The organism is Rhodococcus sp. OK611, from assembly GCF_003050885.1.
GTDB classification, from domain to species: domain Bacteria; phylum Actinomycetota; class Actinomycetes; order Mycobacteriales; family Mycobacteriaceae; genus Rhodococcus_G; species Rhodococcus_G oryzae.
On sequence record NZ_QAOZ01000004.1, the window covers coordinates 53,623 to 79,001 of the forward strand.

Here is a 25,379-nt window from a genome sequence, read left to right on the forward strand (position 1 = left end):
GTCGTTACACTTAGGCAACCCTTGTGGCATCGGTCACAGGGATCCGGTGCATACTGACGAGTAACTAATCCAGGTTCATGGTGGAGGTGTCCAGATGGGCAAGCGTGCAACGGACTTCGATGTCCTGATCGTCGGATCCGGCTTCGGAGGCAGCGTGACGGCGCTGCGGTTGGTGGAGAAGGGGTACCGGGTCGGCATTCTCGAGGCCGGCCGTCGGTACGCCGACGCGGACTTCGCGAAGACCAGCTGGGACCTCAAGCGGTTCCTCTGGGCGCCCGCGCTCGGCTGCTACGGCATCCAGCGCGTGCACCTGCTGCGCGATGTGCTGATCCTCGCGGGCGCAGGCGTCGGCGGCGGATCGCTGAACTACGCCAACACCCTCTACAAGCCGCCTGCCTCTTTCTTCGAGGACCCGCAGTGGCGTGACATCACCGACTGGCACGACGAGCTCAGCCCGTACTACGACCAGGCCCGCAAGATGCTGGGTGTCGTGCAGAATCCGCACATGACCCCCGCGGACGAGGTCATCAAGTCGGTGGCCGAGGACATGGGCGTCGGCGACACCTTCATCCAGACCCCGGTCGGCGTCTTCTTCGGCGAGCCGGGCAAGACCGTCCCGGACCCCTATTTCGGTGGCGCGGGCCCGGACCGCACCGGGTGTATCGAGTGCGGCGAGTGCATGACGGGCTGCCGGCACGGCGCGAAGAACACCCTGGTGAAGAACTACCTCGGCCTCGCCGAGAAGGCCGGGGCCACGATCATCCCGATGACCACGGTGACCGGGCTGCACGAGGCCTCCGACGGCAGCTGGGACGTGGTGACCCGGCGCACCGGCGCCAAGATCCGCAAGAACCACAAGACCTACACCGCGCAGAATGTCGTGCTCGCCGCAGGCACCTGGGGCACCCAGCATCTGATGCACGAGATGAAGGACAGCGGCTCGCTGCCACGCCTGTCCGACAAGCTCGGCGAACTCACCCGCACCAACTCCGAATCGATCGTCGGCGCGGGCAAGTTGAAGGTTGACCCGGCGATGGACCTGACCAAGGGCGTCGCCATCACCTCCTCGTTCCACCCGACCGCGGACACCCACATCGAGCCGGTGCGCTACGGCAAGGGCTCGAACGCGATGGGTCTGCTGCAGACGCTGATGACCGACGGCGGTGGCACCACTCCGCGCTGGGTGAAATTCCTCGGCGTGGTCGCGAAGAACCCGATGCAGATGCTGCGCATGCTCACGGTGAAGAACTGGAGCGAGCGCACCATCATCGCCCTGGTCATGCAGAACCTGGACAACTCGATCACCACCTACACCAAGCGCGGTGTCTTCGGCCGCAAGGTCACGAGCAGGCAGGGTCACGGCGAACCGAACCCGACCTGGATCCCGGCGGGCAACGACGCCACCCGAAGGATCGCGGAGAAGATCGACGGCATCGCGGGTGGCACCTGGGGCGAGATCTTCAACATCCCGCTGACCGCACACTTCCTCGGTGGCTGCGCGATCGGATCGGACCGCGAGCACGGGGTCATCGACCCCTATCACCGGGTGTACGGCTACCCGACCCTGAGCGTGGTCGACGGGGCATCGGTGTCGGCGAACCTGGGTGTGAACCCGTCGCTGACGATCAGCGCGCAGGCCGAGCGTGCGGCGTCGCTGTGGCCGAACAAGGGCGAGCAGGATCTGCGTCCGGCGCAGGGCGAGGGCTACCGGCGGATCAACCCGATCGCGCCCAACAGTCCGGTGGTTCCTGCGAGCGCCCCCGCGGCTCTGGTGCTGCCCATCGTGGAGATCCGCAGCGGCGGTGCCGCTCATGAGGGCAGCGGCGGTGCCGCTCAGGAGAAGACCGGAACCGGCGCGGCCTGACCGCCGTTCGACTCCAGGAAGCCCCCGACTCGTGCGGTCGGGGGCTTCCTGCGTTCGGGGCAGGCGTAGCCGGTGATGGGGTGCGCGGGGCGGGGGAGCTGGGCCGATTAGACTGGCCACGTGGCAGATACCCAGCACTCCGGCCCAGCTCAGCAGCAGCCCGTTCTCGTCGTCGATTTCGGGGCGCAGTACGCGCAGCTGATCGCTCGCCGGGTGCGGGAGGCGAACGTCTACTCGGAGGTGGTCCCGCACACGGCGACCATCGAGGAGATCGTCGAGCGCAAGCCGCTCGCGGTGATCCTCTCCGGCGGACCGTCGAGCGTGTACGAGGAAGGCGCCCCGCAGCTGGACGCCCGGCTCTTCGACCATGACATCCCGGTGTTCGGCATCTGTTACGGATTCCAGGCGATGGCGGGCGCGCTCGGCGGCACCGTCACCCACACAGGAACCCGCGAGTACGGACGCACCCAGCTCAGCGTGGACGGCGGCGTGCTGCACGAGGGCCTGCCCACCACCCAGCCGGTGTGGATGAGTCACGGCGACGCGGTCACCGATGCGCCCAAGGGCTTCGAGGTGACCGCCACCAGCGCGGGCGCGCCCGTCGCCGCGTTCGAGGACCGCGCCCGGCGCCTCGCGGGCGTCCAGTACCACCCCGAGGTGCTGCATTCCCCGCACGGCCAGCAGGTGCTGAGCCGCTTCCTGCACGAGATCGCGGGCATCCCGTCCAGCTGGACCGCCGCGAATATCGCCGAGTCGCTGATCGAGCAGGTCCGCGAGCAGGTCGGCGACGGACAGGCGATCTGCGGGTTGTCCGGCGGCGTCGATTCCGCGGTGGCGGCGGCGCTCGTCCAGCGCGCGATCGGCGACAAGCTCACCTGTGTGTTCGTCGACCACGGCCTGCTGCGGGCGGGCGAGCGCGAGCAGGTCCAGCAGGACTTCGTGGCCGCGACCGGCGCGAAGCTGATCACCGTCGACGCGGTCGACACCTTCCTCGGTGAGCTCGAGGGCGTCACCGATCCGGAGACCAAGCGCAAGATCATCGGCCGCGAGTTCATCCGCAGCTTCGAGGGCGCGGTCTCCGAGGTGCTCGGCGAGAGCGCCGCGCACGGCGAGACCGTCGACTTCCTGGTCCAGGGCACCCTGTACCCGGACGTCGTCGAGTCCGGCGGCGGCACCGGCACCGCGAACATCAAGAGTCACCACAACGTCGGCGGTCTGCCGGAGGACCTGCAGTTCAAGCTGGTCGAGCCGCTGCGGCTGCTGTTCAAGGACGAGGTCCGTGCGGTCGGCCGCGCGCTCGGCCTGCCGGAGGAGCTCGTCGCCCGGCAGCCGTTCCCCGGCCCCGGCCTCGCGATCCGTATCGTCGGCTCGGTCGACCAGGACCGGTTGGAGACGCTGCGCCAGGCGGATTCCATTGCGCGCGAAGAGCTGACGGCCGCGGGCCTGGACGGGCAGATCTGGCAGTGCCCGGTGGTGTTGCTCGCCGACGTGCGCAGTGTCGGTGTGCAGGGCGACGGCCGCACCTACGGTCACCCGATCGTGCTGCGCCCGGTCTCCAGTGAGGATGCCATGACCGCGGACTGGACGCGGTTGCCGTACGACGTGCTCGAGCGGATCTCCACCCGCATCACCAACGAGGTGGCCGAGGTGAACCGGGTGGTGCTGGACGTGACCAGCAAGCCGCCGGGCACCATCGAGTGGGAGTAGGCGGCTCCGCCGCCCTGTGCGCGTGTTGCACCCCGACCGGGGTGCAACACGCGCACAGTCATTTCCGGCCGTCCAGGTACAGGTAGCCGCCGACCAGTGCGATCATACCGAGCAGGCCCGCGCCGACCGGGAGGGCGCAGCCGACCGCGGTGATGACGGTCGCGGTGGCCAGCACGATCGGCATGGTCTTGGACTCGCCGGTATCCGTGCTGAGCAGCGACTCGCCCATCGACCTCGTCTCGTCCGGCTTTCGCATGAGGAGCCAGGCGGCGAGGTAGACGGGGACACCCGCGCCGGCGAACAGCAGCGAGAGCAGTAGGGCCAGCCGGACGCTCGTCGTGCTCACGTTCAGTCGGCGTGCGATCCCGGCGCCGACGCCCGCGATCAGTCCCTCATCGGGCAGTCGCTGCGGAAGGTCCTGGAGGAAAGTGCTTTTCGGCGTCGCGGTCTCGTTCGTGATCATGTGATCAATACTGTCGACCGGCCGCGGCGCGCACCATCGGGAAGCACCCCGATCTTTCGTCGGGAGGACTCGGGGCCGTGTCAGGGTCGCTGCGCAGGCTCCGCTCCGGCGTCTCAGGGTGCGGCCAGCGCGGCCGGGTCGACATGGGGGTCCTCGCGCCCGGACAGCGCGGTCGCGACCCACAACGAACGCTGCGCGTCTGCGGCCTCGCCGTTGCTCAGATAGTCGAGATGGTTGTCCACCTCGCGCGCGATCGACCATCGCCGGGCCAGTTCCCTGTCGAGCCCTGCGGAGTCGGCGAGGGCGTCACAGCGTGTCCGCAGTCCCGCGCCGCGCCTGCCGTCCAAGTCCGCCAAGCGATTCCACAGCATCGGCGCGACCGCGAACTCACCGACCGCGGACAGCGGCTTGGGGTCGATGGCCCGCCAGCCGTCCGGGCCCGCGAGGATGTTCTCGAAATGCAGGTCCGTGTGGACGAGTACCGCACTGCCCGCCGGCTCCCGGCACACGGCGACGGCATCCTCGATGAGCCACTGCGAGCACGGCCTGCCGAGGCGGCGCCACAGGTCCGGCAGTTCCTCCTCCCAGCGCGCGGCCAGGTCCGGCAGGGTGTCGAACTCGCCGTCCGGCACGATGATCGACAGTCCGCGCATCAGCTCGCCCCAGATCGGGATCGCCTGCGGCACCGGCACGCTCAGCAGCGACCGAGTCGGATCCAGGCGTTCGAGCAGGATCGCCTGCTCGTCGGGGTCCGCGCGCAGCATGCGGACCGCGCCGCTGCCGTCCCAGCGCGCGAGTGCCGCCGACTCCCTCGCGGACTCGGCGGCAGGGTACGACACCTTCAGCGCGGCAGGCGTGCGGTCGGGCAGCAGTACCGGGATCACGACGGCGACATTGCCGTGCCAGAGCTGGGAGCCGTCCCTGGTGAGCCCCCACTCGTTCAGCAGGCGCGCGATCAGCCCGGGCAGTCGCCGCAACCACTCCTCGGCGTCCGGGGCGTAGGAACGCACCCGGGCGCCGTAGGAGTCGGGGATCGCCTGCACTATTTACGACGGCCGGGGGCGAAGACCAGGATCAATCCGGCGACCACCGCGGCGATCACGACGATCCACCGGAACTGGGCGTCGCCGAGGGATTCGAAGTGGAACGGCCCGATCAGGGCCCACACGCTGACCAGCAGCGCGGCCAGTCCCGAGAGCAAGAGCAGTGCCGAGGGGCGGCGCCCCGCCTTGTCTGTGGTTTCGGTGTTCTCAGCCACGATCCACCCGCATCTCTCCGAACGTTCCGTCCATGTTGAGTGTCAGTACGGGGCCGCCGGTTCCGTCGGCCCCACCGTTGATGCCCTCGGGCAGGCAGTTGGCCTCCCCGAACGCCATCGAGCACGTATTCTTCACGTCCATGTTCGGGGGGACGAGAACCGTGAACGAACCCAAGTTGAGGTCCACGTCCACCGTTCTGTCCTTGTCGAGCTGGACGGAACGCAGGTCGAGCGTGAAATCTCCCATCCGGCCCGAGTATTCGGGTTGGAGGTCGGCGGCCGTGGGTGTCCAGGTCTTGTCGCCCATGTTCTCGGCGTTCCAGTCGATGGGCCCGATCAGCGAGGCCAACAGGACGAAGCCGATCAGGGGACCGGTCACGACGAGCAGTCCGTAGCCCCTCCGCAGGAAGGCCCCGATGAGCATCCCGATGCCGATCACGGCGAGCGCGACGGCCCCGATCCGGGCGGGGGTCAGCCACTCCGCGTTGGTGGCCGAGCTGACCGCCCATGTGGCCGCGGCCGCGATGATGGCCAGGCCGAGCACCGTGGTGGTGAGGCGGGACTTCGGTGGTTTCGGGAGCACGGGCGGTGCGGGCGGGGTGGGCTCGGGGAGATCCCACGCGAAGGGGGCGACGCCGAGCGGGTCCCAGGCCGGCGGCTGGGGGACGTCGGTCGTGACCGCGCCGGTGTCCGTGCTCGCGCCCGGGCCGGCAGCGGCGGCCATGTCCTCGGGAGCAGCAGCTGCCTCGGGAGCTGGAGCTGCGGCGGCCTCGGCCGCGTCGGCGGGTGCTGCCGCTGCCGGCTCCGGCGTCGGGGCGGTGGGCGGTGTGGAGGGCTCGTAGGTCTGCGGCAGCGTCGCGTACGCGCCGACCGTGTACGGCGTCGTCGACGGGAACGTGGTCGACGGGAACGGGCTCGGCGGGAACATCGCGCCGGGGTGAGCGGTCGCCGGATGAGCATCCGCGGGCAGCCCCGGTGGCACCGGTGTGCGCTGGTAGAGCAGCCACAGGCCGCCGAGCATCAGCGCGAGGCTGATCAGGCCGGAGCCGCCCGCCCCGACGCCGACGGGACCGAGCGTGCTTAGCGCGATGATCAGCGCGACAGCGAGCACCACCGTCTTGGTGCCGGACTCCGAACTGTGCCCGCGGCCGACGAGCGATTCCGCCGCGGACGTCTGGTCGCCCGCCTGGGGGAGCAGCAGCCAGCCGGCGAGATAGAGGACGATGCCGACCCCGCCGAAGACGGTCGACACCGCGAAGGCGACCCGGATCAGCACGGGATCCACGCGGTAGCGGTGGCCGATTCCCGCGGCGACGCCCGCGATCGGCCCCTGCCTGGGCAACCGCACCGGACGGGTGCGCCACAACTCGTGCAGCTGTTCCTGGAAGTTCGGATTGCTCATGATGACAATCGTCGTCGGCGCAGGCCGCCGTGCACATCGGGAGAAACCCTGATCTTTCGCCGGGGACCAGGTCGGGGTGCCCGCGGTCGGTTCAGGGTCGGACCCTGATGCGCGTCGGGCGGTCGGCGTGCCACCATCGATGTTGTGCAGCCGGTCCCGCGTGCCCTCCCCACCGGAGAGGCGCCCTACTCCCGCCTCGAGCGCCGTGTCGGCGGTCGGGTGGTCGGTGGTGTCGCGGGCGGGATCGCCGACCATCTCGGCATAGACGTCCTCAAGGTGCGGGTGGCGTTCGTGTTCCTCGCCGCGCTGGCCGGGGCGGGCATCGTCGCCTACGGGCTGCTGTGGATCTTCACCCCTCCCGGCTCGGATACCGAGCCGCCGAGCCCCGTCGAGCGACGCCGGGCCCTCGGGCTCGCGGTGATCGGACTGGCGCTGTCCGCGTCGTTGGCCTGGCTGTTCAGCGGCAGCGCGGCGTCGGTGATAGCCCCGGTGATCGTGGTGGCCGTCGGTGCTGCGCTGGTGTGGCGCGAGTTCGATTCGGGCGGGCCGCGTTCGGCGCTCGGGCTGCCACAGCGGCCGACGGTGCTGACCTGGGCGCGGGTGCTCGGCGGTGCCAGCCTCATCGTGATCGGCCTCGGCGTGGTGGTGATCGCGCGGGTCGACCTGAACTCGCTGCGGTCGTCGCTGCTGGCGGTGTTGGTGACGCTGATCGGCGCCGGGCTGCTGACCGTGCCGCTGTGGCTGCGGATGTGGCGGGATCTCGGTGACGAGCGGGCCGCCCGGATCCGGAACGAGGAGCGCGAGGAGATCGCCTCGCACCTGCACGATTCGGTGCTGCAGACGCTGGCGCTGATCCAGAAGCAGGCCGACCGACCGCAGGAGGTCACACGCCTCGCGCGCGGCCAGGAACGCGAGCTGCGCAAGTGGCTGTTCGACGGCGGGGAGGCCGCGCACGCCAGCCTGGCCGAGGCGCTGCGGACCATCGCGGGTGAGGTCGAGGACCAGCACGGCATCACGGTGCGCCCGGTCACCGTCGGAGATGTCCGGCTCGACGTCGGCCCTGCCGAGTCCGGGTTGTCGAAGGAGAGCATCACGGCCTTGCTGGGCGCCACCCGCGAGGCACTGGTCAACGCCGCCAAGCATTCCGGCGAGACGAATGTCGACCTGTTCGCCGAGGCGGAGGCCGACGAGGTGAATGTGTTTGTGCGCGACCGCGGTACCGGTTTCGATGTGGACGCGGTGCCGGAGGATCGGCAGGGCCTGGCCAAGTCGATCCGGGCCCGGATCGAACGCCGTGGCGGCGTGGTGGAGGTGCGTTCCACGGTGGGACGCGGGACCGAGGTACGGATTCAGATGCCCCGCAACGGCAATGGGCACGACGGGCCTCCGAGCGACGAGGGCGCGGGGCCCACGGCCGAGGAGGCCGCTGTTCTAGAGTGGTCGCGACAGCTGATGCCGCATCCCGAGATCCAGCCCGAGTCCGATCCCCAGTCCCGTCCCGAGGAGCAGCCCAGGTGAGCACCCCCACCACCGCGTATCGCGTATTTCTGGTCGACGACCATGCCGTGTTCAGGTCCGGGGTGCGGGCCGAGCTCGGATCGGAACCGGATATCGAGGTCGTCGGCGAGGCGGGCGGGGTGGCCGAGGCGATCGCGGGCATCAACGCCACGACACCCGATGTGGTGCTCCTGGACGTGCACATGCCGGACGGCGGCGGGGTGGCCGTGCTCGGTGGCATCGCGGCGGGGCCGGTGTGCCTGGCGCTGAGCGTGTCCGATGCGGCGGAGGACGTCATCGCGGTGATCCGGGCCGGCGCTCGTGGCTACGTCACCAAGACCATCTCCGGATCCGAGCTCGCGGACGGGGTACGCCGGGTTGCAGGTGGCGACGCGGTGTTCGGACCCCGTCTGGCGGGCTTCGTGCTCGACTCCTTCACGGGGAAGTCGGCCGCCCCGGAGCCGCCGCTCGATCCCGAGCTGGACTCGCTCACCCCGCGTGAGCTGGAGGTGCTGCGGCTGCTCGCCCGTGGGTACACCTACCGCGAGATCGCCGAGGACCTGGTGATCTCGGTGAAGACGGTCGAGACCCACGCCTCGAACGTGCTGCGAAAGACCCAGCAGTCCAACAGGAACGCGCTCACCCGGTGGGCGCACCGGCGTCAGATCGACTGACTCGAAGCGAGTCCGTCGACCGGCCGGTCACATCGTGATCAGCGCGATGGTCAGGACCACGACGGCGATGGCGGCGATCGCGATGAGCGTCAGCACGAGCGCCATCGGCGGGGTGGGGACGGACCGGCGCGACGGCGCAGGGGCCGCCGGGTTCACGGCCAGGCTCGGCGGCCCGGGCACCCGGGGTCCGGGGCGGGGGACATTGCCGAGCGGGACGTTCTGGTCGACCGCGGGCAGGCCCGCGATGGTGCTGGTGGGAAGCCGGTTCGAGCGGCGCACCTGCCCGCCCGCGGCGCCGCGCCTGGCCCAGAACGGGACCGTGCCGTCGGCCTCCAACAGCGGCGAGTCGAGGACATAGGAGAGGTTGCCGCCCGCGCCTGCCGCGAGCGAGGCGAGCAGATCGCGGGCCTCGCTCATGGTGGGCCTGCGGGAGGGGTCCGGCTCGAGCATGTGCAGCAGTGCGTCGGTGATCTCGGCGCTCTTGACCGGCCGCATGATCTCCGCCTTCGCCACCCGGTGCAACAGGGCGATGGAGTCCTCGTCGATCCCGAACGGCGGCTGTCCCTCGGTGGCCGTGTACAGCGTTGCACCGAGCGAGAACACGTCCGAGGCCTCGGTGGGATCGCCCCCGCGCGCGACCTCAGGCGCGAAATAGGCCGGGGTGCCGGTGATCACGCCGGACTGGGTGGGGGTGGCATCGCTCTTGGCCCGGGAGATCCCGAAGTCGCTGATCTTCACCGTGCCCGCCGCCCGCCCCCGATCGGCGATGAGGATGTTGCCCGGCTTGATGTCGCGGTGCACGATGCCCGCCTCGTGCGCGTCGACAAGGGCGTCGGCCACCTGGGCCCCGATCTGTGCGACCTGGAGCGGCGGCAGTGTCTCGGTGACGTTGAGGGCCTGGGCCATGCTGCGTGAGGGCAGGTACTCCATGACCAGCCATGGGTCGCCGTGTTCGAGTGCGACGTCGTACATGGCGATCGCGTGGTCGTGCGACAGCTTCGCCGCGATCCGGCCCTCGCGCATGGCCCGCGCCCGGATCTCCTGCGCGGCCTCCTCGGTCAGCCCGGCCGTCGAGGTGACCTGCTTGATGGCGACCTCGCGGTGCAGCAGCGTGTCCTGTGCCAGCCAGACCGCGCCCATGCCGCCGCTGCCCAGCTTGGAGCGCAGTCGGTAGCGGCCCGCCACCAGGTAATCCGGTCCGGCGATCCGCTTCGACTGTTCTTGCTCCGTCACATCCGAGAGGTTAGTGGAGGGCGCGACCGGACGTCTCGAGCGGACGCTGAACTGGCGGTTTCCCCTCGTCTTGACGGATGTCGGGAGGAGGGTCTTTACTGAGAAGAGTTCGAATGCGTGTTCGATAACCGCGTCTTCCCCGTGGGTGATCGACCGGCCGTGACGGCGGTGGAGCAAAGGTGGGAGACGGTGGTGTCGGTGGTTGGTGCGATGTCCGAGGTGGCCGATTCGGGACGGTCGGACCTGGCCGGGTTGTCGAGGCAGGAACGGCTCGAGCAGCTCCGGCGCCGGATGGCTGCCGTGCCCGCGCGGGGCGAATCGGTTGCGGCCCGGCCCGTGCCGCAGCCGGCCGAGGACCAGGGGCTCCCGCAGCCCGCCGGGTCCGCGGGCATCCTCCCCGTTCCTCCCGCGCTGGCGTCGCTGCTGCCGCGCGGGGGGCTGGCGCGGGGTTCGGTGGTGTCCGTGTCGGGGGCGGGCTCGTTGTTGCTCGGCCTGCTCGCCTCGGTGACCGAGGCCGGCGGTCACGCGGCGGTGATCGGCCTGCCCCGGCTGGGTCTGCTGGCCGCAACGGAGATGGGGGCCGAGCTCGGCAGGCTCGCGTTGATCCCGGACCCGGGCCCGGACCCGGTGGAGGTCGCGGCCGTCCTGCTCGACGGGCTGGACCTGGTGGTGCTGGGTCTCGGCGGGCTCGCGGTGCCGCCCTCGCGGGCGCGTGCGGTGGTGGCGAGGGCGCGGAGCAAGGGCTCGACCCTGGTGGTGACGGACGGGCACTGGGACGGCGCGGAGGTCCGGCTCGAGGCAAGGGTGTGCGGCTACGACGGGATGGGGCAGGGCGCCGAACTGGGGCGCGGGCGGCTGCGCGCGCTGCGGCTGGCGGTCAGCGCGAGGGGTCGGGCGTTCCAGCCCCGCACCACCCATCTCGATCTGCGGCCGGTTCGCGGCCGGGTGGAGTGGACGGCGGAGACGGTGCGGCAGCCAGGGGCGTTCCAGGAAGCGGTGTCGCTGTGACCCCCGGTGAATCCGCGCGGGTGCTGGCGCTCTGGTGTCCCGACTGGCCCGCGATCGCGGCCGCGGCGGCGGCTGATCTGCCCCCGACGGAACCCGTCGCGGTGACGCTGGGAAATCGTGTCGTGGCCTGCTCGGCGACGGCGCGGTCGGAGGGGGTGCGCAGGGGATTGCGCAAGAGGGAGGCGCAGGGGCGCTGCCCGGGGCTGCACGTGTTCGTGGTCGACGTGGGCCGGGACGCCCGGCTGTTCGAGCCGGTTGCCGCGGCGATCGATGCGGTGGCGCCGGGCGTGGAGGTGTTGCGGCCTGGGTTGCTGGTGCTCGCCGCGCGCGGGGTCAGCCGCTATTTCGGCTCCGAGCCCGCCGCCGCCGAGCGGCTGATCGACGAGGCCTCGGCGGCGGGGGTGGAGTGTCAGGTGGGGATCGCGGACGAGCTGTCCACCGCGGTGATCGCCGCCCGCAGGGCCGCTCTGGTCCCCCCGGGAGAGGGTGCCGAGTTCCTCGCCCCGATCCCGGTGGCCGAGCTCGCCGCGGAGCCGAGCCTGGCGGCGAAGGGGCGCGCGGACCTGGTCGATCTATTGCAACGGTTGGGGCTGCGGACCATCGGCGACTTCGCGGCGTTGACCCCGGTGGCGGTGGCGTCCCGGTTCGGTTCCGATGCGGTGTCGGCGCACCGCAGTGCGCGCGGGGAGCCCGAGCGTCCGCCATCGGCACGGCGGCTGCCACCGGACCTGGACGTCGAACAGCGCTGTGATCCACCGATCGAGCGGGTGGACGTGGCTGCCTTCGCGGGGCGGGCACTGGCCGAGCGGCTGCACGCCAAGCTGTCCGCCGCGTCGGTCGCGTGCACCAGGCTGCTGGTCCATGCGAGCACTGGTAACGGGGAACATCTTTCGCGGACCTGGCGGTGCGCGGAACCGCTCACGCCCGAGGGCACGGCGGACCGGGTGCGCTGGCAGCTGGACGGCTGGCTCACCGGACGCAGCGAGTCGCGGCCGACGGCGGGCATCGAGGTGTTGCGCCTCGAGCCCGTGGAGGTGGTCGCGGCGGGCGCGCTGCAACTGGGGTTGTGGGGCGGGGTCGGCGCCGAGGACGAGCGGGCCAGGCGGGCGCTGGTGCGCGTGCAGGGTCTGCTCGGGGGTGATGCGGTTCAGGTGGCGGTGCTCAGCGGCGGCAGGGGGCCGTTCGAGCGGGTCACCCTGCTGCCTCTCGGGGATGAGCTGAGACCGGCCGCGGACCCCTCCGCGCCCTGGCCTGGGCGGCTGCCCGACCCGTCGCCCTCGGCCGTGCTGTCGGGCCGGCCGCGGGTGGCGTTGGAGGGGGCGGACGGCGCGGCCGTGCTGGTCACCGAGCGCGGTGCGTTCAGCGCGGCGCCGGTCCGGCTGCGCTGGGGCAGGCGGAAGTGGGAGCTGCAGGGCTGGGCGGGGCCGTGGCCGGTGGACGAGCGTTGGTGGGATCCGGCGGCGGCACAGCGGGCGGCCAGGGCGCAGGTGCTGCTGGACGAGCCGAGGGCGTTGTTGCTGATCTGCGCCGAGGGGGTCTGGACCGTGGAGGGCGTGTACGAGTGAGGTCCGGGTGCTGTTCGCCACCTTGCAGGGTACCCCCTATGGGTATATCGTCGGGTCATGGCTTCGGGTCGCGGAACTCATGCCGGACATCGGGCACCCGCCGAACATGCGGGGCGCGGACACGATCAGGCGACCGTCGTCGGCGGCCACAAGGTGCACGATCACGGCCGCAACGGCCACGAAGGTCATGGCGGCCATGGCGGCCATGGCGGCCAGGAAGGTCACGCGGGCCACGCCGGTCACGGCGACCACGTCGGGCAGTTCCGGCGGCTGTTCTGGATCATGCTCGCGATCGCCGTTCCGGTTGTGCTCGCCAATGCGATGTTCGCCGACCTGATCGGGTACAGGCTGCCGCACAGCGGACCCGTCACCTGGATCTCGCCGGTCCTCGGCACGGTGATGTACGTCTGGGGCGGCAAACCCTTCCTCACGGGCGCGGTCGCCGAGATCAAGGCCCGCCAGCCCGGGATGATGCTGCTGATCGCGCTGGCCATCACCGTGGCCTTCGTCGCGTCCTGGGGCGCGAGCCTCGGAATCCTGAACCACGAGTTGGACTTCTGGTGGGAGCTCGCGCTCCTCATCGTGATCATGCTGCTCGGGCACTGGATCGAGATGCGCTCGCTGGGGCAGGCGTCGAGCGCACTCGAATCCCTCGCGGCACTGCTGCCGGACGAGGCGGAGCGGCTCGACGGCGACGAGCCGGTCACCGTGCCGACCTCCGAGCTGACGGCCGGCGACCTCGTCATCGTCCGGCCCGGCGGCCGGATCCCGGCCGACGGAACGGTCGTCTCCGGCGCGGCCGACGTGGACGAGTCGATGATCACCGGTGAGTCGGCGGCGGTCCGCCGCGCGCCGGGCGACCGGGTCGTCGCGGGCACGGTCACCACCGATTCGGCTCTGCGCGTGCAGATCACCGCGGTCGGGGACGACACCGCGCTCGCAGGTATCCAGCGGCTGGTGAGCGAGGCGCAGAGTTCGTCGTCGCGGGCCCAGGTGCTGGCGGACCGGGCCGCGGGCTGGCTGTTCTGGTTCGCGCTCGGCGCCGCGGTGCTCACCGCCGTCGCCTGGCTGATCCTCGGCGCCCCCGAATCCGCGGTCACCCGCACCATCACCGTTCTCGTCATCGCCTGCCCGCACGCGCTCGGCCTGGCGATCCCGCTGGTCGTCTCCATCGCCACCGAGCGGGCGGCCCGCGCCGGTGTGCTGATCACGGACCGCAGGGCCCTCGAGTCGATGCGCACGGTCGACGCCGTGCTGTTCGACAAGACCGGCACTCTTACCAAGGGGGAGCCCGCCGTCGTCTCCGTCGCGGCGACGCCCGGGCACACCGAGGACCAGGTCATCGAGCTGGCCGCCGCCGTCGAGCGCGACAGTGAGCACCCCCTCGGCGGGGCCATCGTCGCCGCCGCCGAGCAGCGCGGACTCGCCGTACGGGCGGCAACCGCCTTCCACGCGCGCAACGGGGTGGGGGTGACCGGCACCGTCGCGGGCGCGGAGGTCAGCGTCGGTGGACCGGGAATGCTCGCGAGCCACGGCCTCGCCGCCCTGACGCAGGCCGACGAATGGTCCGGCCAGGGTTCGACCGTGTTGCACGTGATCCGAGACGGTGCGGTCGCCGGGGCCGTGGCCCTCGCCGACGAGATCCGTCCCGAATCGAAGCAGGCCATCGACGACCTGCACGAGCGTGGCGTGCACGTCGCCATGATCACCGGGGACGCGGAGGCGGTTGCTCAGTCGGTCGCGCAGCGACTGGGAATCGACGAGGTCTTCGCCGGTGTCCTCCCGCAGGACAAGGGTGCCAAGGTCAAGGCCCTGCAGTCCGCGGGCTGCAAGGTCGCGATGGTGGGGGACGGCGTCAACGACGCGCCCGCGCTGGCGCAGGCCGACGTGGGGATCGCGATCGGTGCGGGCACCGACGTGGCCATCGCGTCCGCGGGTGTGGTGCTCGCCAGCGACGACCCCCGCTCGGTGCTGTCGGTGATCGAACTCTCCCGTGCGACCTACCGGAAGATGATCCAGAACCTGAGCTGGGCGGCGGGATACAACCTGATCTCGGTGCCGCTCGCGGCCGGGGTGCTCGCGCCGTGGGGGTTCACCCTCCCGATGGAGGTCGGGGCGCTGTTGATGTCGGCCTCGACGGTCGTCGTCGCGATCAACGCGCAGCTGCTGCGGCGGCTGGACCTGCGGCCCTCGGCTGTCCTCGCGAAGCGGCCTGGGTAACCTCACCACGTGGCCTCGGACGAGATGGCCGAGGCTGCGAAGGGCGGTTGCGCACGGTGATGCTGATGACCGCCACGACCGCCGACGACGTCGAGCTCTCCTTTCGCGATTCCGGTGGCGCCGACCCGGTTCCGGTGATCCTGGTGCACGGCATGGGCGGCGACAGTCACACCTGGGACCGGTTCGCCAGGACCCTGGTCGGCCGTGGGCGCCGGGTCGTCACCCTCGACCTGCGTGGCCACGGCCGCAGCGCGCACGCACCGTCCTATCTGTTCCCCCAGTTCGGCGACGACCTCCTGCATCTGTGCGACCACCTCCGGCTCGAACGGGTGGACCTGGTCGGGCACTCGCTCGGCGGGCACACGGCCTCGCTGGTCGCGCAGGCGCGCCCGGACCTGGTGCGGCGGCTGGTTCTCGAGGAGGCGCCCCTCCCGCTCCGGACCGGGGAGACGCTGGGGCGGATGAGCAGCAGGCTGCCGACGCCGGTCGAACTCTGGCACGCGGTGACCGGGGTGGTCCGACACCCGCGTGCGGTCCTCGCGTTCGACCGGTCGATGACCCGCAGCGCGCTGGCCCAGTTCCGCGAACCGAACCCGGTGTGGTGGCAGAATCTGCCCGGGATCACCGCCTCGACCCTCGTGATCAGCGGCGGTCCGGGTGGGATGGTCGATCCGGACCGGCTGGCCGCTGCCACGGCCGCCATCTCGCGGTGCGAGGCCATCACCATCAAGGTCGGCCACAGCGTGCACCGCGACCGGCCGAACCAGTTCGAGGCCGCCGTCACGGCGTTCCTCGCGGACTGATCGCCTGCCGCCGGGTCACCACCCCGCACTGAACGAATACCAGGGGCCGCGCAGGTGCCAGACCTGCACGCCCTCGCCCACCGGGTCGGGCGTCGTGGGCTCCCCGTCCGGCAGATAGGCCACACCGTCGTCATCGAGGAAGCCGCTGTCGGAGACCACGAAGTAGACGTTGTCCCCGTGCGTGCGCACGTCCCGGATGTCGTAACCGCCGATCCCGCCGTCGAAGTCGCTCCGGTTGGCGCCGGACCGGATCTCCTCGACGGACGCCGCGAAGTCCGACTGCGAGAACTGCCAGCGCGCCTGCAGTGGTGCGTCGAAAACGAGCAGCGCGGCGCTGATCAGCGCGACCAAGGGCACCGCGAGGATCCAAGGGGACCAGGGATTGCGGCGCGCGAGGAAGGTCGCGGTCTTGGCGGTCCAGCAGATCGCGATCAGCGCCGCGGGCCAGAGACAGAACAGGATCAGGATCCAGCTGTTCGGCGTAGGAAAGGTGAACGCCCACAACGCCGCCCCGCACACCAGCGCGGTGGTGGCCAGCAGCGACCATCCCGGCGGCCGATCCCAGAACGTCGCCAACCACTGCCGCATCCGCAGCCCCCCGTCGTCGGCCCGACCCGAACCGGAGCCTACCCGCGGGGCCGCCAGCTCCCGGCTTGTCTCGCGTAGGTGGCGGGTGGGGTCCCGACCGCCGCGGTGAACGCGCGGATCAGGTGCGCCTGGTCGCTGTACCCGAGCCGGTCCGCCAACTCCGCCCACACCACGGGGTGTCCGCTGTGCGCCTGCTCGGCGGCGTCGAGCAGGCGGTGACGCTGGATCACCCATTTGGGCCCGATGCCGACGTACTCGGTGAACATCCTTTGCAGACTGCGCACGCTCATCCCGGCCAGCGCGGCCACCTCGTCGACCCGGTGGATGCTCGGGTCGTGCTCGATCCGGTCCATCAGCGCGGCGACGCGCTCAGCGGACGGATCGCGTTCCGGCCGTAGGGCTTCGAGGTAGTCCTCGACGAGCGCGGTCATCTCGTCGTCGTCGACGGTGTCGAGCGCCGCGGCCGCGACCGGGCCGTCGCCCCGACCGAGGAGGTCCCCAGCGGGCTGCACGGTGCCCTCGAGCGCGCCGACGCTCGACCGTAGGAACGGACGGAACCCTCCCGCCCGGAACGCCACGCCGATCACGTGCCCGGTTCCCATCAGCTTTCGGCTGAACGGATCGCGGCTCACCCCGTGCACGAGCAGTCGGCCTTCCTCGGCGGCCAGGTGGATCCTCGGCTGCGGGAGCACCTGCTGTTCGTGGGTGCCGTCGACCGCCCAGTGCACGATCCAGATGTACTCGACGAAGGGCGCCAGTGACTCTCGTGGGTGCCGCCGTGCGACGGTGAAGCGCTCGGCGGCCTCGTCGGGGTGCAGCACCGCCTCCGGTGTGCCGTGGGGTGGGGTCGATTCGGTCATCGCCATCGATCCTACGATCGGGATATGACACTGACTGCGCTCGACGGCAAGCTCATCGGCTGGTCCGCCGCATATCTGCTCTCGCAGGCCAACATCGCGCGGTTGCTCGGCCCCGCAGGGCCCAAGCTCCTCAAGACCCAGACCGCGATGTCCGCCGGCTCCTATCGGGCCGTCCTCGACAGCATGGACGAGGCGGAGACGGCCCGGTTCCGCAGTCATTTCGGGCCGGACATGATCCATCCGGTCATCTACGGGGTCGCCCTGTGCACCGGTGCCAAGCGGCTCGGCCAGCTCTCCGATCTGTCCCCGACCACCCGGCGCGCGCTGTACGCGGCCCCGGTCGTCGCCGCGGCCGCGGACTACGTGGAGAACGTGGTCGACCTGTACCTGCTCGACCACCGCGACCGCATCACCGACCCGGTGGTGCGCGCGACGTCGACGGTCAGCATCACCAAGTGGGTGCTGAGCCTCGGCACCCTCGCGTACCTGTCGCAGGGCTTCGTGCGGGTGTGGGCGGGCATGGCGACTGGCCGCCGATAGCGGCGCGTTTGTTCAAGACCCTGTCGTGGTCGCCGCCTACGTTGGAACCATGGCTGGAAACACCCCCCGTCGCTCCGCTCGCCCCGCAGAACGCAGCATCGAGCACTTCCCGGACCAGGTGAGCTTCCGCGAGTGGCTGGCCGCGCACCACGACAGCTCACCCGGCATCTGGCTCAAGTTCGCGAAGAAGGGGTCGGCCCAGACCAGCCCCAGTTGGGACGAGGCCGTCGAGGTCGCGCTGTGCTTCGGCTGGATCGACGGTCAGGCCCGCAAGTGCGACGACGACTTCTCGCTGCGCGGTTTCACCCCCCGGCGCAGGCGCAGCCCGTGGTCCAAGCGGAACCGGGAGAAGGCCGAGCGGCTGATCGCCGACGGCCTGATGCAGCCGTCGGGGCTGGCGGAGATCGAGGCAGCCAGGGCCGACGGCCGCTGGGAGCGGGCCTACGAGGCGCAGTCCACCGCGACCGTGCCGCAGGACTTCCTGGAGGCGCTGGCACTGGTCCCCGCGGCGGAGGAGTTCTTCGGCACCCTGAACAAGGTCAACCGCTACGCGGTCTGCTACCGCTTGCAGGAGGCGAAGAAGCCGGAGACCCGCGCCCGCCGGATCGAGAAGTTCGTGCAGATGTTCGCCGAGGGCAAGAAGATCCATGGGTGACGCCGCGGGCACAATGGTCGGGTGACCGCCCCAGCCCCCACGCCGACCTGCTCCGCGCTCTCCGCGACGGACGAGCCGCTTGCAGGGACCGCGGCGCGCGTCACCGGCTGGCTGTGTCTCGAACACCCCGGCGCCTGGGGCCGCGACGTGCTCGGCGGTGAGGCACTCGGGCCCGAGCTGTCCGCGGAACTGGAACGACGGACCGAGGCCGCGGGCGTGCGACTGCTGCTGATCCGCAGGCCGGGCCGGGCCACGGCCCCGCCGGCCAGGCGCACCGTGCTGATCGGGCGGTCGGATCCGTCCGGTGCCTGGTGCGAGCGGCTGGAGGTGGCCGATCCGGCCGCACTGCTGGACCTCGATCTCGAGCTGCCCGCCTCGGCGCCGGGGATCGGGCGTCCGGTGACCGACCCGGTGACCCTGGTGTGTGCGCACGGCAAGCGCGATCAGTGTTGCGCGGTGCTCGGCAGGCCGATCGCGGCGGAACTGTCCGCGCGGTTCGGGGATTCGGTGTGGGAGTGCTCGCACACCGGCGGTCACCGGTTCGCGCCGTCGATGATCCTGCTCCCGACGGGGTACACCTACGGACGGCTCGGCGCGCGACAGAGCGTCGAGGCGGTGCTCGCGGCCGGTCGCGGCGAGGTCCAGCTCGACGGGCTGCGCGGCCGCAGCTGCTGGGACTCGGCCGGCCAGGTCGCAGAAATCGCGGTGCGGGAGCAGGTTTCGGCGAGCGCCTCGGACCTCACGGTGGACGAGTCCGGCGTGCTGCCGGTGGTCCGCCACCGTGACGGCCGGGCCTGGGTGGTCGAGCTGTCGCGGACCGAACTGGAGGCACGCCCACCGAGCTGTGGCGCCGCGTCGAAGGCCGTCGTCGCGCTGGTCGCGGAATCGGTCCGGCCGCTTGCCTCGTGATCGCCGCGGTCCCTGCGACACTGGGGTGCATGGCCGAGAACAGTGACCTGCCGCGATACCGCGTCCTCACCGGGCCCGACGACGCCGAGTTCTGTCTGCGGGTCAGTGCCGCCCTCGACGCCGGCTACGACCTGCACGGATCGCCCGCCGTCACCTTCGACGGCGATCGGGTCATCGTGGCGCAGGCGCTGATCCGTCCGCGCTAGCCCGATCGCCCCGCGTCACCAGTGGGTGCCGGGCACCACGCGGGCGATCCGTCGTCCCACCTTCGAGACGGTGGAATGCCTCGGTTTCGCCGCGGGCGGTGCGACGGGGACGGCGCCGCCGTTCTCGGTCACACCCTTGGCGGCGGGGGAGTCCGGGAACGCCCGGTACATCCGGTGCAGCACCCGGTCCTTGACGCCGGGCGCGAACAGCTGCCCGTACTCGCCGAGGGTGCCCAGCGGGTCGTCGATCCGCTTGGGGCGCTCGATCAACCCGCGAACCACCATCGCCGCGGCCTTCTCCGGGCTGATGACCTTGCCGATGTTCGCCTTCCCCGACGGCGTGATCATCGGGGTTTCGACCAGCGGCATGTGGATGGTGGTGAAGGTGATGCCGGCCGAAAGCGTCTCGGAGGCAATGGTGTCGGTGAATCCGTCGAGGGCGGCCTTGCTGGCGACGTAGGCGGAGAACCGGGGCGTATGGCTCTGCACGGCGGCGCTGGAGATGTTCACGACATGCCCGAAGCCGCGCTCGCGCATCTGGGGGAGCAGCGCCAGGACCAGCCGGACCGCGCCGAAGTAGTTGACGGCCATGGTGCGTTCGTAATCGTGCAGCCGGTCGGTGGAGGCGAACACGCTGCGTCGGATCGATCGGCCGGCGTTGTTGACCAGCATGTCGACGTGCTCGTGCTCGTCGAGGATGGTCTTGACGGTCTGGTCGACCGATTCCCCGTCGGTGATGTCGCAGGGGTACCCGAACGCGGTGCCGCCCTCGGCCCGGATCTCGGCGACGGTGGCCTCGAGTTCCTCCGCACCGCGGGCCAGCAGCAGCACGGTCGCGCCCTTGGCGGCGACCGCGCGCGCCGAGGCGCGCCCGATCCCCGACGACCCGCCGGTGATCATCACGTGCCTGCCTGCCAGCAGGCCGGACCGGCGGTTGCGCGCAGGGTCGAGGTTGCGTTCCCAGTAGGACCACAGGGTGCCTGCGTAGGAACCGAAGGGCGGCACGGTGATCCCGGTACCGCGCAGCGCCTCCTGGGTCTTGGCGGAGTCGAAGGTGGTGGGCAGCGTGAGGTGGTCGAGGATGACCGGCGGGATGCCGAGCCGGCCCAGCACCACGTTCCTGGCGGCCTTGACGGTGCGCAACGGCGGTCGCATCACCGGGGCGGCGACGACGCCGGGCAGGTCGGCCACCGGATGCGGGGCGCCGGAGGCCTGGGCCAGGGCCGCGTACACCTCGCGCATCGGCTGCGGTTCGGGGTTCACGAGGTGGAAGGCCTCGCCGTCGTGGCCGGGTGCCTGCATCAGCGCGACGATGGCCTTGGCCACGAAGTCGACGGGGACCAGGTTGGTGGCGCCGAGGCTGGGCACCGCAACCGGGAGTCGCGAGGGCAGCCTGGCGAGCCCGGCGATGGCGGGGAACAGGTAGTACGGCCCGTCGATCTTGTCCATCTCGCCGGTGGTCGAATCCCCGACGACCGCGGCGGGGCGGTACACCCGCCAGGTCAGCCCTGGGGCCTCGCGCACGAGCTTCTCGGCCTCGAACTTGGTCCGGTGATACGCCGTGGGGAAGCCCTGGCCGAGGTCGAAGTCGTCCTCGGTGAACGTGCCCTTGTAGTCGCCTGCGATCGCGATCGAGGACACGTGGTGCAGGGTGGCGCCGGTCCGCTGGGCGAGCTCGATGACCGACCTGGTGCCCTCGACGTTGGTGCTCGCCTGCTCGTCGCCCGCGGTCATGTCGTAGATCGCGCCGAGGTGCAGGAGGTGGTCGGCGGCGGGCGGTGTGGCCTCGAGGCCGAGCCCGGGCTCGGTGAGGTCGCCGATCAGCGGGTGCACCCGGTCGCCGCCCTCCCAGTCGGCGGCCAGGCGCTCGAGCCGGGCCATCGAGGCCGGTCGCACCAGTACGTGCACCTGGGCGTCGGGGTCGCGGCGCAGTAGCAGCGCGAGCACGTTGCGGCCGAGGAACCCGGTCCCGCCGGTCACGATGTAGGTCGACATCAGCTCTCCTCCTACATAGGGCTACGCCGGTTAACTTACTCCGAAGTAATAACTTGTGGAAGGGGTGATGGTCGGCACCTGGAAAAGTGGATTCCATGGAGTCCATGGAATCGGTGGTGCGGTTGACGGTGGGGGCGGCGGGTGAGTTGCTGACCCTGCAGCGTGCCGCCTATGTGACCGAGGCCCAGGCCCACCACGATCTGGATCTACCTCCGCTGACTCAGTCATTCGGCGAGTTGTCGAGCGAACTCTCCGAACCCGGTGTCACGGCAGTCGGTCTACGCGATGAGGCCGATCGCCTCGTGGCCGCCGTTCGCTTCCGCGTCTCGTCGGTGGAGCCGAATGTCGCCGAGTTGGGCAGGCTGGTCGTAGCCCCGGATGTGCAGGGACGAGGGTTGGGCAGTCGCCTGCTGACCATCGTGGAGGAGCACCTGCCCGCGTCGGTGACCGATATTCGGTTGTTCACGGGGGAGCGCAGCCTGGGCAACCTCCGGCTCTACGCCCGGTTCGGATATGAGGAAACCCATCGCACGCCGACTCCTGGCGGCTACGCGTTGGTTCATCTCGCCAAGCGGGTGCCCTGAACGCATGTCGACGGGTCGGCGGGCACCACCGGTGTACCGGTCACGGTGCCCGCCTTCCGATCAGTGCCCGATGCCGACCTTCTCGTGCAGCTTGCGCATCCAGGCCGGCGCCCACCAGTTCGCCTCGCCCATCAGCTTGACCAGCGACGGGACCAGCAGCATCCGGACCACGGTCGCGTCGATGATCAGCGCCAGGATCATGCCGACACCGAGGAACCGCATGATCGACAGCCCGGAGATGGTGAAGGCGCCGGTCACGATGATCAGCAGCGCCGCGGCTGTGGTCACGATCCGGCCGGTCCGCTCGGCGCCGAAGCGCACGGCCTCCTCGGTGGTCGCCCCGTTCGCCCGCGCCTCGACCATCCTCGACATGAGGAACACCTCGTAGTCGGTGGAGAGGCCGAACACCACCGCGAGGATCAGGACCACGAAGGTCGCCTCGAGCGGAGCCGGGGTCACGTCGAGCAGTTCGGCGCCGTGACCGTTCTGGAAGATCCAGGTCAGCACGCCGAACGTGGCGGCCATGCTCAGCCCGGCCATCGCCACAGCCTTGATCGGCAGGACCACCGACCCGAACGCGAGGAACAGCAGCACGAGGGTCGAGCCGACCATGATCGCGAGCATCAGGGGCAGCTTCGCCGTGACCGCGTCGTTGCCGTCGTCGACGAGGGCGGCGCCGCCGCCGACCAACACGTCGACGCCCGCCGGGGCCGGGATGGCCCGCACATCGCGGACGACCTGGCCCGGGGTCGCCCCCTCGGCGTAGGTCGCGGACAGGACCGCGAAATCGTCGGCCGCCGCGACCATCCGCGCCGCGGCGACACCGTCGACGGCCCGCACCTGCGCGCCGACCTCGCTGAGCTGGGCGGTGGTGGGCGGCGCCCCGTTCTCGCCGCGCACCATCACCGTCGCGGCCTCACCGGTGGTGGGGAACTCGGTGGACAGCGTGTCTGCCGCGGTGCGGGCCGGGTCGTTCGGCGGCAGGGCGGTGTAGGTGACCTCGCCGAGGCTCGCGCCGAACAGCGGGGCGGCCAGCAGCAGCAGGCCCGCGGTGATGGTCACCGCCACCGTGGCCGGCCTGCGCATCACCTTGGTGACCACGCCACCCCAGAACTTGCGGGCCCGCTCCTCGCCGCGTTCGACGGTTCCGCGCCGCCACGCGAGCGAGTTGATCCGGTGGCCGAGGACCGCGAGCAGCGCGGGCACCGCGGTGAGGGAGAGCACCGCGGCCCCGGTCACGGCGGCGATCGCACCGAAGCCGAGCGAACGGATGACCGCCTGCGGGAACACCAGCATGCCCGCGAAGGCGCAGACCAACAGCAATCCGGAGAACATCACGGTGCGGCCGGCCGTGTCGACCGTGCGGCGCACCGCGGCACCGGGTTCGGTGCCAGAGGCCAGTTCTTCCCTGAAGCGGCTGACGATGAACAGGCCGTAGTCGATGGCCAGGCCGAGGCCGAGCAGGGAGGCGACGTTGATCGAGAACGAACTCACCTCGGTGACGGTGGTGAGCAGCCGCAGGATCGCCAGCGCGCTGAGCACCGCGAGCATTCCGACGAACACCGGCACGGCCGCGGCCGTGACGGTGCCGAAGACGACCACCAGGAGCAGCAGGGTGATCGGCAGCGCGATGGCCTCCGCGCGCACCAGGTCCTGCTGCAGGTGGACGTTGAACGAGTACCCGACGACGGTGCCGCCCGCGAACTCGGTGTCGATGCCGGGCGGGGTGAGTGCCGCGGTCATCTTGTCGAGCTCGGTGAACTCCGCGCCCGCGTCCCAGTCGATCGAGATCGTCGCGAGGGCCTTGGTGCCGTCGTTCGAGGTCATCAGCTTCGCGGTGTTCGGGTCGACGGACCAGTACGAGGCGGTGGCGAGGGTGGGTACCTGGTCGCGGAAGGCCGCCAGGTTCTGTTCGACCTCGGGGCCGATGTCCGCGAGGGTCTTGCCCTCGGGCGCGGTGTAGATCGCGACGATGTCCGGTGCCTGCGGGCCGAACTTCTCGTTGACCAGCGAGCTGACCTGTGCCGCTTCGCTGTTCGGGTCGATATAGCCGCCCTGGCTGAGCTTGCTGAACACCCCGAGTCCCCAGAGTCCGCTGATCAGCACGGCGAGCACCGTCAGGATCAGGACCCACCATTTCCGGGAGACGACGAATTTGGCCCAGCGCGTCATGTAGGACTCTCTCGGATCGGGGGGGGTCGGATGCGCCCCGACTCTACCGATGGCCTGCGCGGGACTTCCCCTGGTGTCCGACCGTCGAAACGCGGAGAGTGGACCCATGGGCATTCCGGATCTCATGTCGGGATGGCGGGTCCGCGAGCCCGGGCCGATGCGCGGCGAGCCGGTGGAGCTCGCCGAGTTGCCGGTGCCGGAACCGGGCCCCTCGGAGCTGCTGGTGCGGGTGCGCGTGTGCGGGGTCTGCCGCACCGACCTGCACGTGGCCGAGGGCGATCTGCCCGTCCATCGCAGCCACGTGGTGCCCGGCCACGAGGTGGTGGGCGAGGTGGTCGGGTGGGGCGACGAGGCCGGCTCGGACTTCGGCCTCGGCGACCGGGTCGGGATCGGGTGGCTCCGGCGGACCTGTGGCGAGTGCCGGTACTGCCGCCGGGGTCGGGAGAACCTCTGCCCGCACTCGCGGTACACGGGGTGGGACGTCGACGGCGGGTACGCGGAGTTCGCCACCGTGCCCGCGGCGTTCGCGCACCGGCTGCCCGACGGCTACCTGGACGAGGAACTGGCGCCCCTGCTGTGCGCGGGGATCATCGGCTACCGGGCATTGACGTGTGCGGACGTCCCGGAGGGCGGGCGACTGGGGATCTACGGCTTCGGCGGCAGCGCCCATCTCGCGACTCAGGTCGCGCTGGCTCGGGGCGCCGAGGTCCACGTGATGACGAGGGGGGAGCGGGCCAGGGAGCTGGCGCTCGAGCTCGGCGCCTCCTCGGCATCCGGTGCCGCGGATCCGCCGCCGGTGCCGCTGGACTCGGCGATCCTCTTCGCCCCGGTCGGTGAGCTGGTCCCGACCGCGCTGGCCGCCCTGGATCGGGGCGGCACGCTGGCCGTCGCGGGCATCCACCTCTCCGACATCCCGCCACTGAACTATCAGCGGCACCTGTTCCAGGAGCGCACGCTGCGATCGGTCACGGCCAACACCCGCGCCGACGCCCGCGAGTTCCTTGAGTTCGCGGGGACGCATCGGCTGCTGGTCAGTGCGATGGGGTACTCGCTCGACGAGGCCGACCGGGCGCTGTCGGACCTGAAGGAGGGTCGGGTGACCGGCGCGGCGGTGCTCATCGTGTGAGCCGGTTGACTCCTGCGCCCGGCTCGGACCATAATAGAACACACGTTCGA

The 25,379-nt window shown here is 70.9% G+C and carries 23 protein-coding genes; 14 read left to right on the top strand and 9 right to left on the bottom strand.

Features of this window, described 5'->3' with window-relative positions:
• Positions 1–94 precede the first annotated feature (94 nt).
• Positions 95–1,864, top strand: coding sequence for a GMC family oxidoreductase N-terminal domain-containing protein (locus tag C8K38_RS05960; protein ID WP_097210411.1), 1,770 nt, complete (start codon positions 95–97; stop codon positions 1,862–1,864).
• Positions 1,865–1,984: 120 nt separating this feature from the next.
• Positions 1,985–3,571: a glutamine-hydrolyzing GMP synthase gene (gene guaA / locus C8K38_RS05965; protein WP_097210412.1), complete on the top strand. Its 1,587-nt coding sequence runs from the start codon at positions 1,985–1,987 to the stop codon at positions 3,569–3,571.
• Between the two features lie 58 nt (positions 3,572–3,629).
• Here the strand turns inward: guaA and C8K38_RS27060 are convergent, their stop codons facing one another.
• The 4 genes from C8K38_RS27060 to C8K38_RS05985 all read right to left on the bottom strand — a co-directional run bounded on the left by C8K38_RS27060 (position 3,630) and on the right by C8K38_RS05985 (position 6,694).
• A complete protein-coding gene (locus C8K38_RS27060; protein WP_179800454.1) occupies positions 3,630–4,034 on the bottom strand; it encodes a PspC domain-containing protein in 405 nt (134 codons plus the stop codon).
• Positions 4,035–4,147: 113 nt separating this feature from the next.
• On the bottom strand, positions 4,148–5,044 hold the full coding sequence (locus tag C8K38_RS05975; protein ID WP_179800455.1) for an aminoglycoside phosphotransferase family protein: 897 nt from the start codon (positions 5,042–5,044) through the stop codon (positions 4,148–4,150).
• A gap of 32 nt (positions 5,045–5,076) precedes the next feature.
• A complete protein-coding gene (locus C8K38_RS05980) occupies positions 5,077–5,292 on the bottom strand; it encodes a hypothetical protein (RefSeq protein WP_097210415.1) in 216 nt (71 codons plus the stop codon).
• Entirely contained in the window at positions 5,285–6,694 is a 1,410-nt protein-coding gene (locus tag C8K38_RS05985) for a PspC domain-containing protein (protein WP_097210416.1), read from the bottom strand. The genes C8K38_RS05980 and C8K38_RS05985 overlap by 8 nt, the downstream gene beginning before the upstream one ends.
• A 144-nt stretch (positions 6,695–6,838) precedes the next feature.
• On the opposite strand from C8K38_RS05985, the gene C8K38_RS05990 reads away from it, so the two are divergent.
• Both C8K38_RS05990 and C8K38_RS05995 read left to right on the top strand, forming a co-directional pair.
• The gene (locus C8K38_RS05990; protein ID WP_097210417.1) at positions 6,839–8,212 is read left to right on the top strand and encodes an ATP-binding protein; all 1,374 of its coding nucleotides are present in this window, start codon (positions 6,839–6,841) and stop codon (positions 8,210–8,212) included.
• On the top strand, positions 8,209–8,865 hold the full coding sequence (locus C8K38_RS05995) for a response regulator (protein WP_097210418.1): 657 nt from the start codon (positions 8,209–8,211) through the stop codon (positions 8,863–8,865). The genes C8K38_RS05990 and C8K38_RS05995 overlap by 4 nt, the downstream gene beginning before the upstream one ends.
• Positions 8,866–8,892: 27 nt before the next feature.
• Here the strand turns inward: C8K38_RS05995 and C8K38_RS06000 are convergent, their stop codons facing one another.
• Positions 8,893–10,098 carry a serine/threonine-protein kinase gene (locus C8K38_RS06000; RefSeq protein WP_179800456.1) on the bottom strand — a complete coding sequence of 402 codons (1,206 nt, stop codon included), beginning with the start codon at positions 10,096–10,098 and terminating at the stop codon, positions 8,893–8,895.
• Positions 10,099–10,308: 210 nt separating this feature from the next.
• Between C8K38_RS06000 and C8K38_RS06005 the strand changes: the two genes are divergently transcribed.
• From C8K38_RS06005 to C8K38_RS06020, 4 genes are read left to right on the top strand one after another with little or no spacing between them, the layout of a single operon-like run.
• Positions 10,309–11,106 carry a hypothetical protein gene (locus C8K38_RS06005; RefSeq protein WP_097210639.1) on the top strand — a complete coding sequence of 266 codons (798 nt, stop codon included), beginning with the start codon at positions 10,309–10,311 and terminating at the stop codon, positions 11,104–11,106.
• The gene (locus C8K38_RS06010) at positions 11,103–12,671 is read left to right on the top strand and encodes a DNA polymerase Y family protein (RefSeq protein ID WP_257017072.1); all 1,569 of its coding nucleotides are present in this window, start codon (positions 11,103–11,105) and stop codon (positions 12,669–12,671) included. Before C8K38_RS06005 ends, C8K38_RS06010 begins: the two co-directional genes overlap by 4 nt.
• A 57-nt stretch (positions 12,672–12,728) precedes the next feature.
• Positions 12,729–14,891, top strand: coding sequence for a copper-translocating P-type ATPase (locus C8K38_RS06015; protein WP_097210419.1), 2,163 nt, complete (start codon positions 12,729–12,731; stop codon positions 14,889–14,891).
• A 59-nt stretch (positions 14,892–14,950) separates the two neighbouring features.
• On the top strand, positions 14,951–15,694 hold the full coding sequence (locus tag C8K38_RS06020) for an alpha/beta fold hydrolase (protein ID WP_097210420.1): 744 nt from the start codon (positions 14,951–14,953) through the stop codon (positions 15,692–15,694).
• 15 nt (positions 15,695–15,709) lie between these two features.
• On the opposite strand, the gene C8K38_RS06025 is transcribed toward C8K38_RS06020, so the two are convergent.
• Entirely contained in the window at positions 15,710–16,282 is a 573-nt protein-coding gene (locus C8K38_RS06025) for a hypothetical protein (RefSeq protein WP_097210421.1), read from the bottom strand.
• A gap of 38 nt (positions 16,283–16,320) precedes the next feature.
• Positions 16,321–17,142: a helix-turn-helix domain-containing protein gene (locus C8K38_RS06030; protein WP_097210641.1), complete on the bottom strand. Its 822-nt coding sequence runs from the start codon at positions 17,140–17,142 to the stop codon at positions 16,321–16,323.
• 24 nt (positions 17,143–17,166) lie between these two features.
• On the opposite strand from C8K38_RS06030, the gene C8K38_RS06035 reads away from it, so the two are divergent.
• Genes C8K38_RS06035 through C8K38_RS06050 form a run of 4 tightly spaced genes read left to right on the top strand, consistent with a single transcriptional unit; the run spans position 17,167 to position 19,452 of the window.
• The gene (locus C8K38_RS06035; RefSeq protein ID WP_097210422.1) at positions 17,167–17,682 is read left to right on the top strand and encodes a hypothetical protein; all 516 of its coding nucleotides are present in this window, start codon (positions 17,167–17,169) and stop codon (positions 17,680–17,682) included.
• Positions 17,683–17,731: 49 nt separating this feature from the next.
• The gene (locus C8K38_RS06040) at positions 17,732–18,337 is read left to right on the top strand and encodes a YdeI/OmpD-associated family protein (protein WP_097210642.1); all 606 of its coding nucleotides are present in this window, start codon (positions 17,732–17,734) and stop codon (positions 18,335–18,337) included.
• A gap of 21 nt (positions 18,338–18,358) precedes the next feature.
• Positions 18,359–19,246, top strand: coding sequence for a sucrase ferredoxin (locus C8K38_RS06045; protein ID WP_097210423.1), 888 nt, complete (start codon positions 18,359–18,361; stop codon positions 19,244–19,246).
• 29 nt (positions 19,247–19,275) lie between these two features.
• Positions 19,276–19,452: a DUF1737 domain-containing protein gene (locus C8K38_RS06050; RefSeq protein WP_097210643.1), complete on the top strand. Its 177-nt coding sequence runs from the start codon at positions 19,276–19,278 to the stop codon at positions 19,450–19,452.
• A gap of 15 nt (positions 19,453–19,467) precedes the next feature.
• Here C8K38_RS06050 and C8K38_RS06055 read toward each other — a convergent pair whose 3' ends face one another.
• A complete protein-coding gene (locus tag C8K38_RS06055) occupies positions 19,468–21,447 on the bottom strand; it encodes an SDR family oxidoreductase (protein ID WP_097210424.1) in 1,980 nt (659 codons plus the stop codon).
• 95 nt (positions 21,448–21,542) lie between these two features.
• Here C8K38_RS06055 and C8K38_RS06060 point away from each other — a divergent pair, with 95 nt between their 5' ends.
• Positions 21,543–22,031 (top strand): GNAT family N-acetyltransferase, encoded by a 489-nt coding sequence (locus C8K38_RS06060; protein ID WP_245221165.1) that lies wholly within the window; start codon positions 21,543–21,545, stop codon positions 22,029–22,031.
• A 60-nt stretch (positions 22,032–22,091) separates the two neighbouring features.
• Here C8K38_RS06060 and C8K38_RS06065 read toward each other — a convergent pair whose 3' ends face one another.
• On the bottom strand, positions 22,092–24,203 hold the full coding sequence (locus tag C8K38_RS06065) for an MMPL family transporter (RefSeq protein ID WP_097210425.1): 2,112 nt from the start codon (positions 24,201–24,203) through the stop codon (positions 22,092–22,094).
• Between the two features lie 124 nt (positions 24,204–24,327).
• Between C8K38_RS06065 and C8K38_RS06070 the strand changes: the two genes are divergently transcribed.
• Positions 24,328–25,329, top strand: a complete 1,002-nt coding sequence (locus C8K38_RS06070; protein WP_097210645.1) for a zinc-binding alcohol dehydrogenase family protein — start codon at positions 24,328–24,330, stop codon at positions 25,327–25,329.
• Positions 25,330–25,379: the final 50 nt, after the last annotated feature.

What these genes read in the sequence shown, in the direction of transcription:
- C8K38_RS05985 (WP_097210416.1), bottom strand. Translation starts at nt 6,694, where the DNA reads ATGAGCAATCCGAACTTCCAGGAACAGCTGCACGAGTTGTGGCGCACC.
- C8K38_RS06015 (WP_097210419.1), top strand. Translation starts at nt 12,729, where the DNA reads ATGGCTTCGGGTCGCGGAACTCATGCCGGACATCGGGCACCCGCCGAA.
- C8K38_RS06065 (WP_097210425.1), bottom strand. Translation starts at nt 24,203, where the DNA reads ATGACGCGCTGGGCCAAATTCGTCGTCTCCCGGAAATGGTGGGTCCTG.
- C8K38_RS06025 (WP_097210421.1), bottom strand. Translation starts at nt 16,282, where the DNA reads ATGCGGCAGTGGTTGGCGACGTTCTGGGATCGGCCGCCGGGATGGTCG.
- C8K38_RS06035 (WP_097210422.1), top strand. Translation starts at nt 17,167, where the DNA reads ATGACACTGACTGCGCTCGACGGCAAGCTCATCGGCTGGTCCGCCGCA.
- C8K38_RS06055 (WP_097210424.1), bottom strand. Translation starts at nt 21,447, where the DNA reads ATGTCGACCTACATCGTGACCGGCGGGACCGGGTTCCTCGGCCGCAAC.
- C8K38_RS06005 (WP_097210639.1), top strand. Translation starts at nt 10,309, where the DNA reads ATGTCCGAGGTGGCCGATTCGGGACGGTCGGACCTGGCCGGGTTGTCG.
- C8K38_RS05960 (WP_097210411.1), top strand. Translation starts at nt 95, where the DNA reads ATGGGCAAGCGTGCAACGGACTTCGATGTCCTGATCGTCGGATCCGGC.
- C8K38_RS06050 (WP_097210643.1), top strand. Translation starts at nt 19,276, where the DNA reads ATGGCCGAGAACAGTGACCTGCCGCGATACCGCGTCCTCACCGGGCCC.
- C8K38_RS06060 (WP_245221165.1), top strand. Translation starts at nt 21,543, where the DNA reads ATGGAGTCCATGGAATCGGTGGTGCGGTTGACGGTGGGGGCGGCGGGT.
- C8K38_RS06030 (WP_097210641.1), bottom strand. Translation starts at nt 17,142, where the DNA reads ATGACCGAATCGACCCCACCCCACGGCACACCGGAGGCGGTGCTGCAC.
- C8K38_RS27060 (WP_179800454.1), bottom strand. Translation starts at nt 4,034, where the DNA reads ATGATCACGAACGAGACCGCGACGCCGAAAAGCACTTTCCTCCAGGAC.
- C8K38_RS06020 (WP_097210420.1), top strand. Translation starts at nt 14,951, where the DNA reads ATGCTGATGACCGCCACGACCGCCGACGACGTCGAGCTCTCCTTTCGC.
- C8K38_RS06040 (WP_097210642.1), top strand. Translation starts at nt 17,732, where the DNA reads ATGGCTGGAAACACCCCCCGTCGCTCCGCTCGCCCCGCAGAACGCAGC.
- C8K38_RS06070 (WP_097210645.1), top strand. Translation starts at nt 24,328, where the DNA reads ATGTCGGGATGGCGGGTCCGCGAGCCCGGGCCGATGCGCGGCGAGCCG.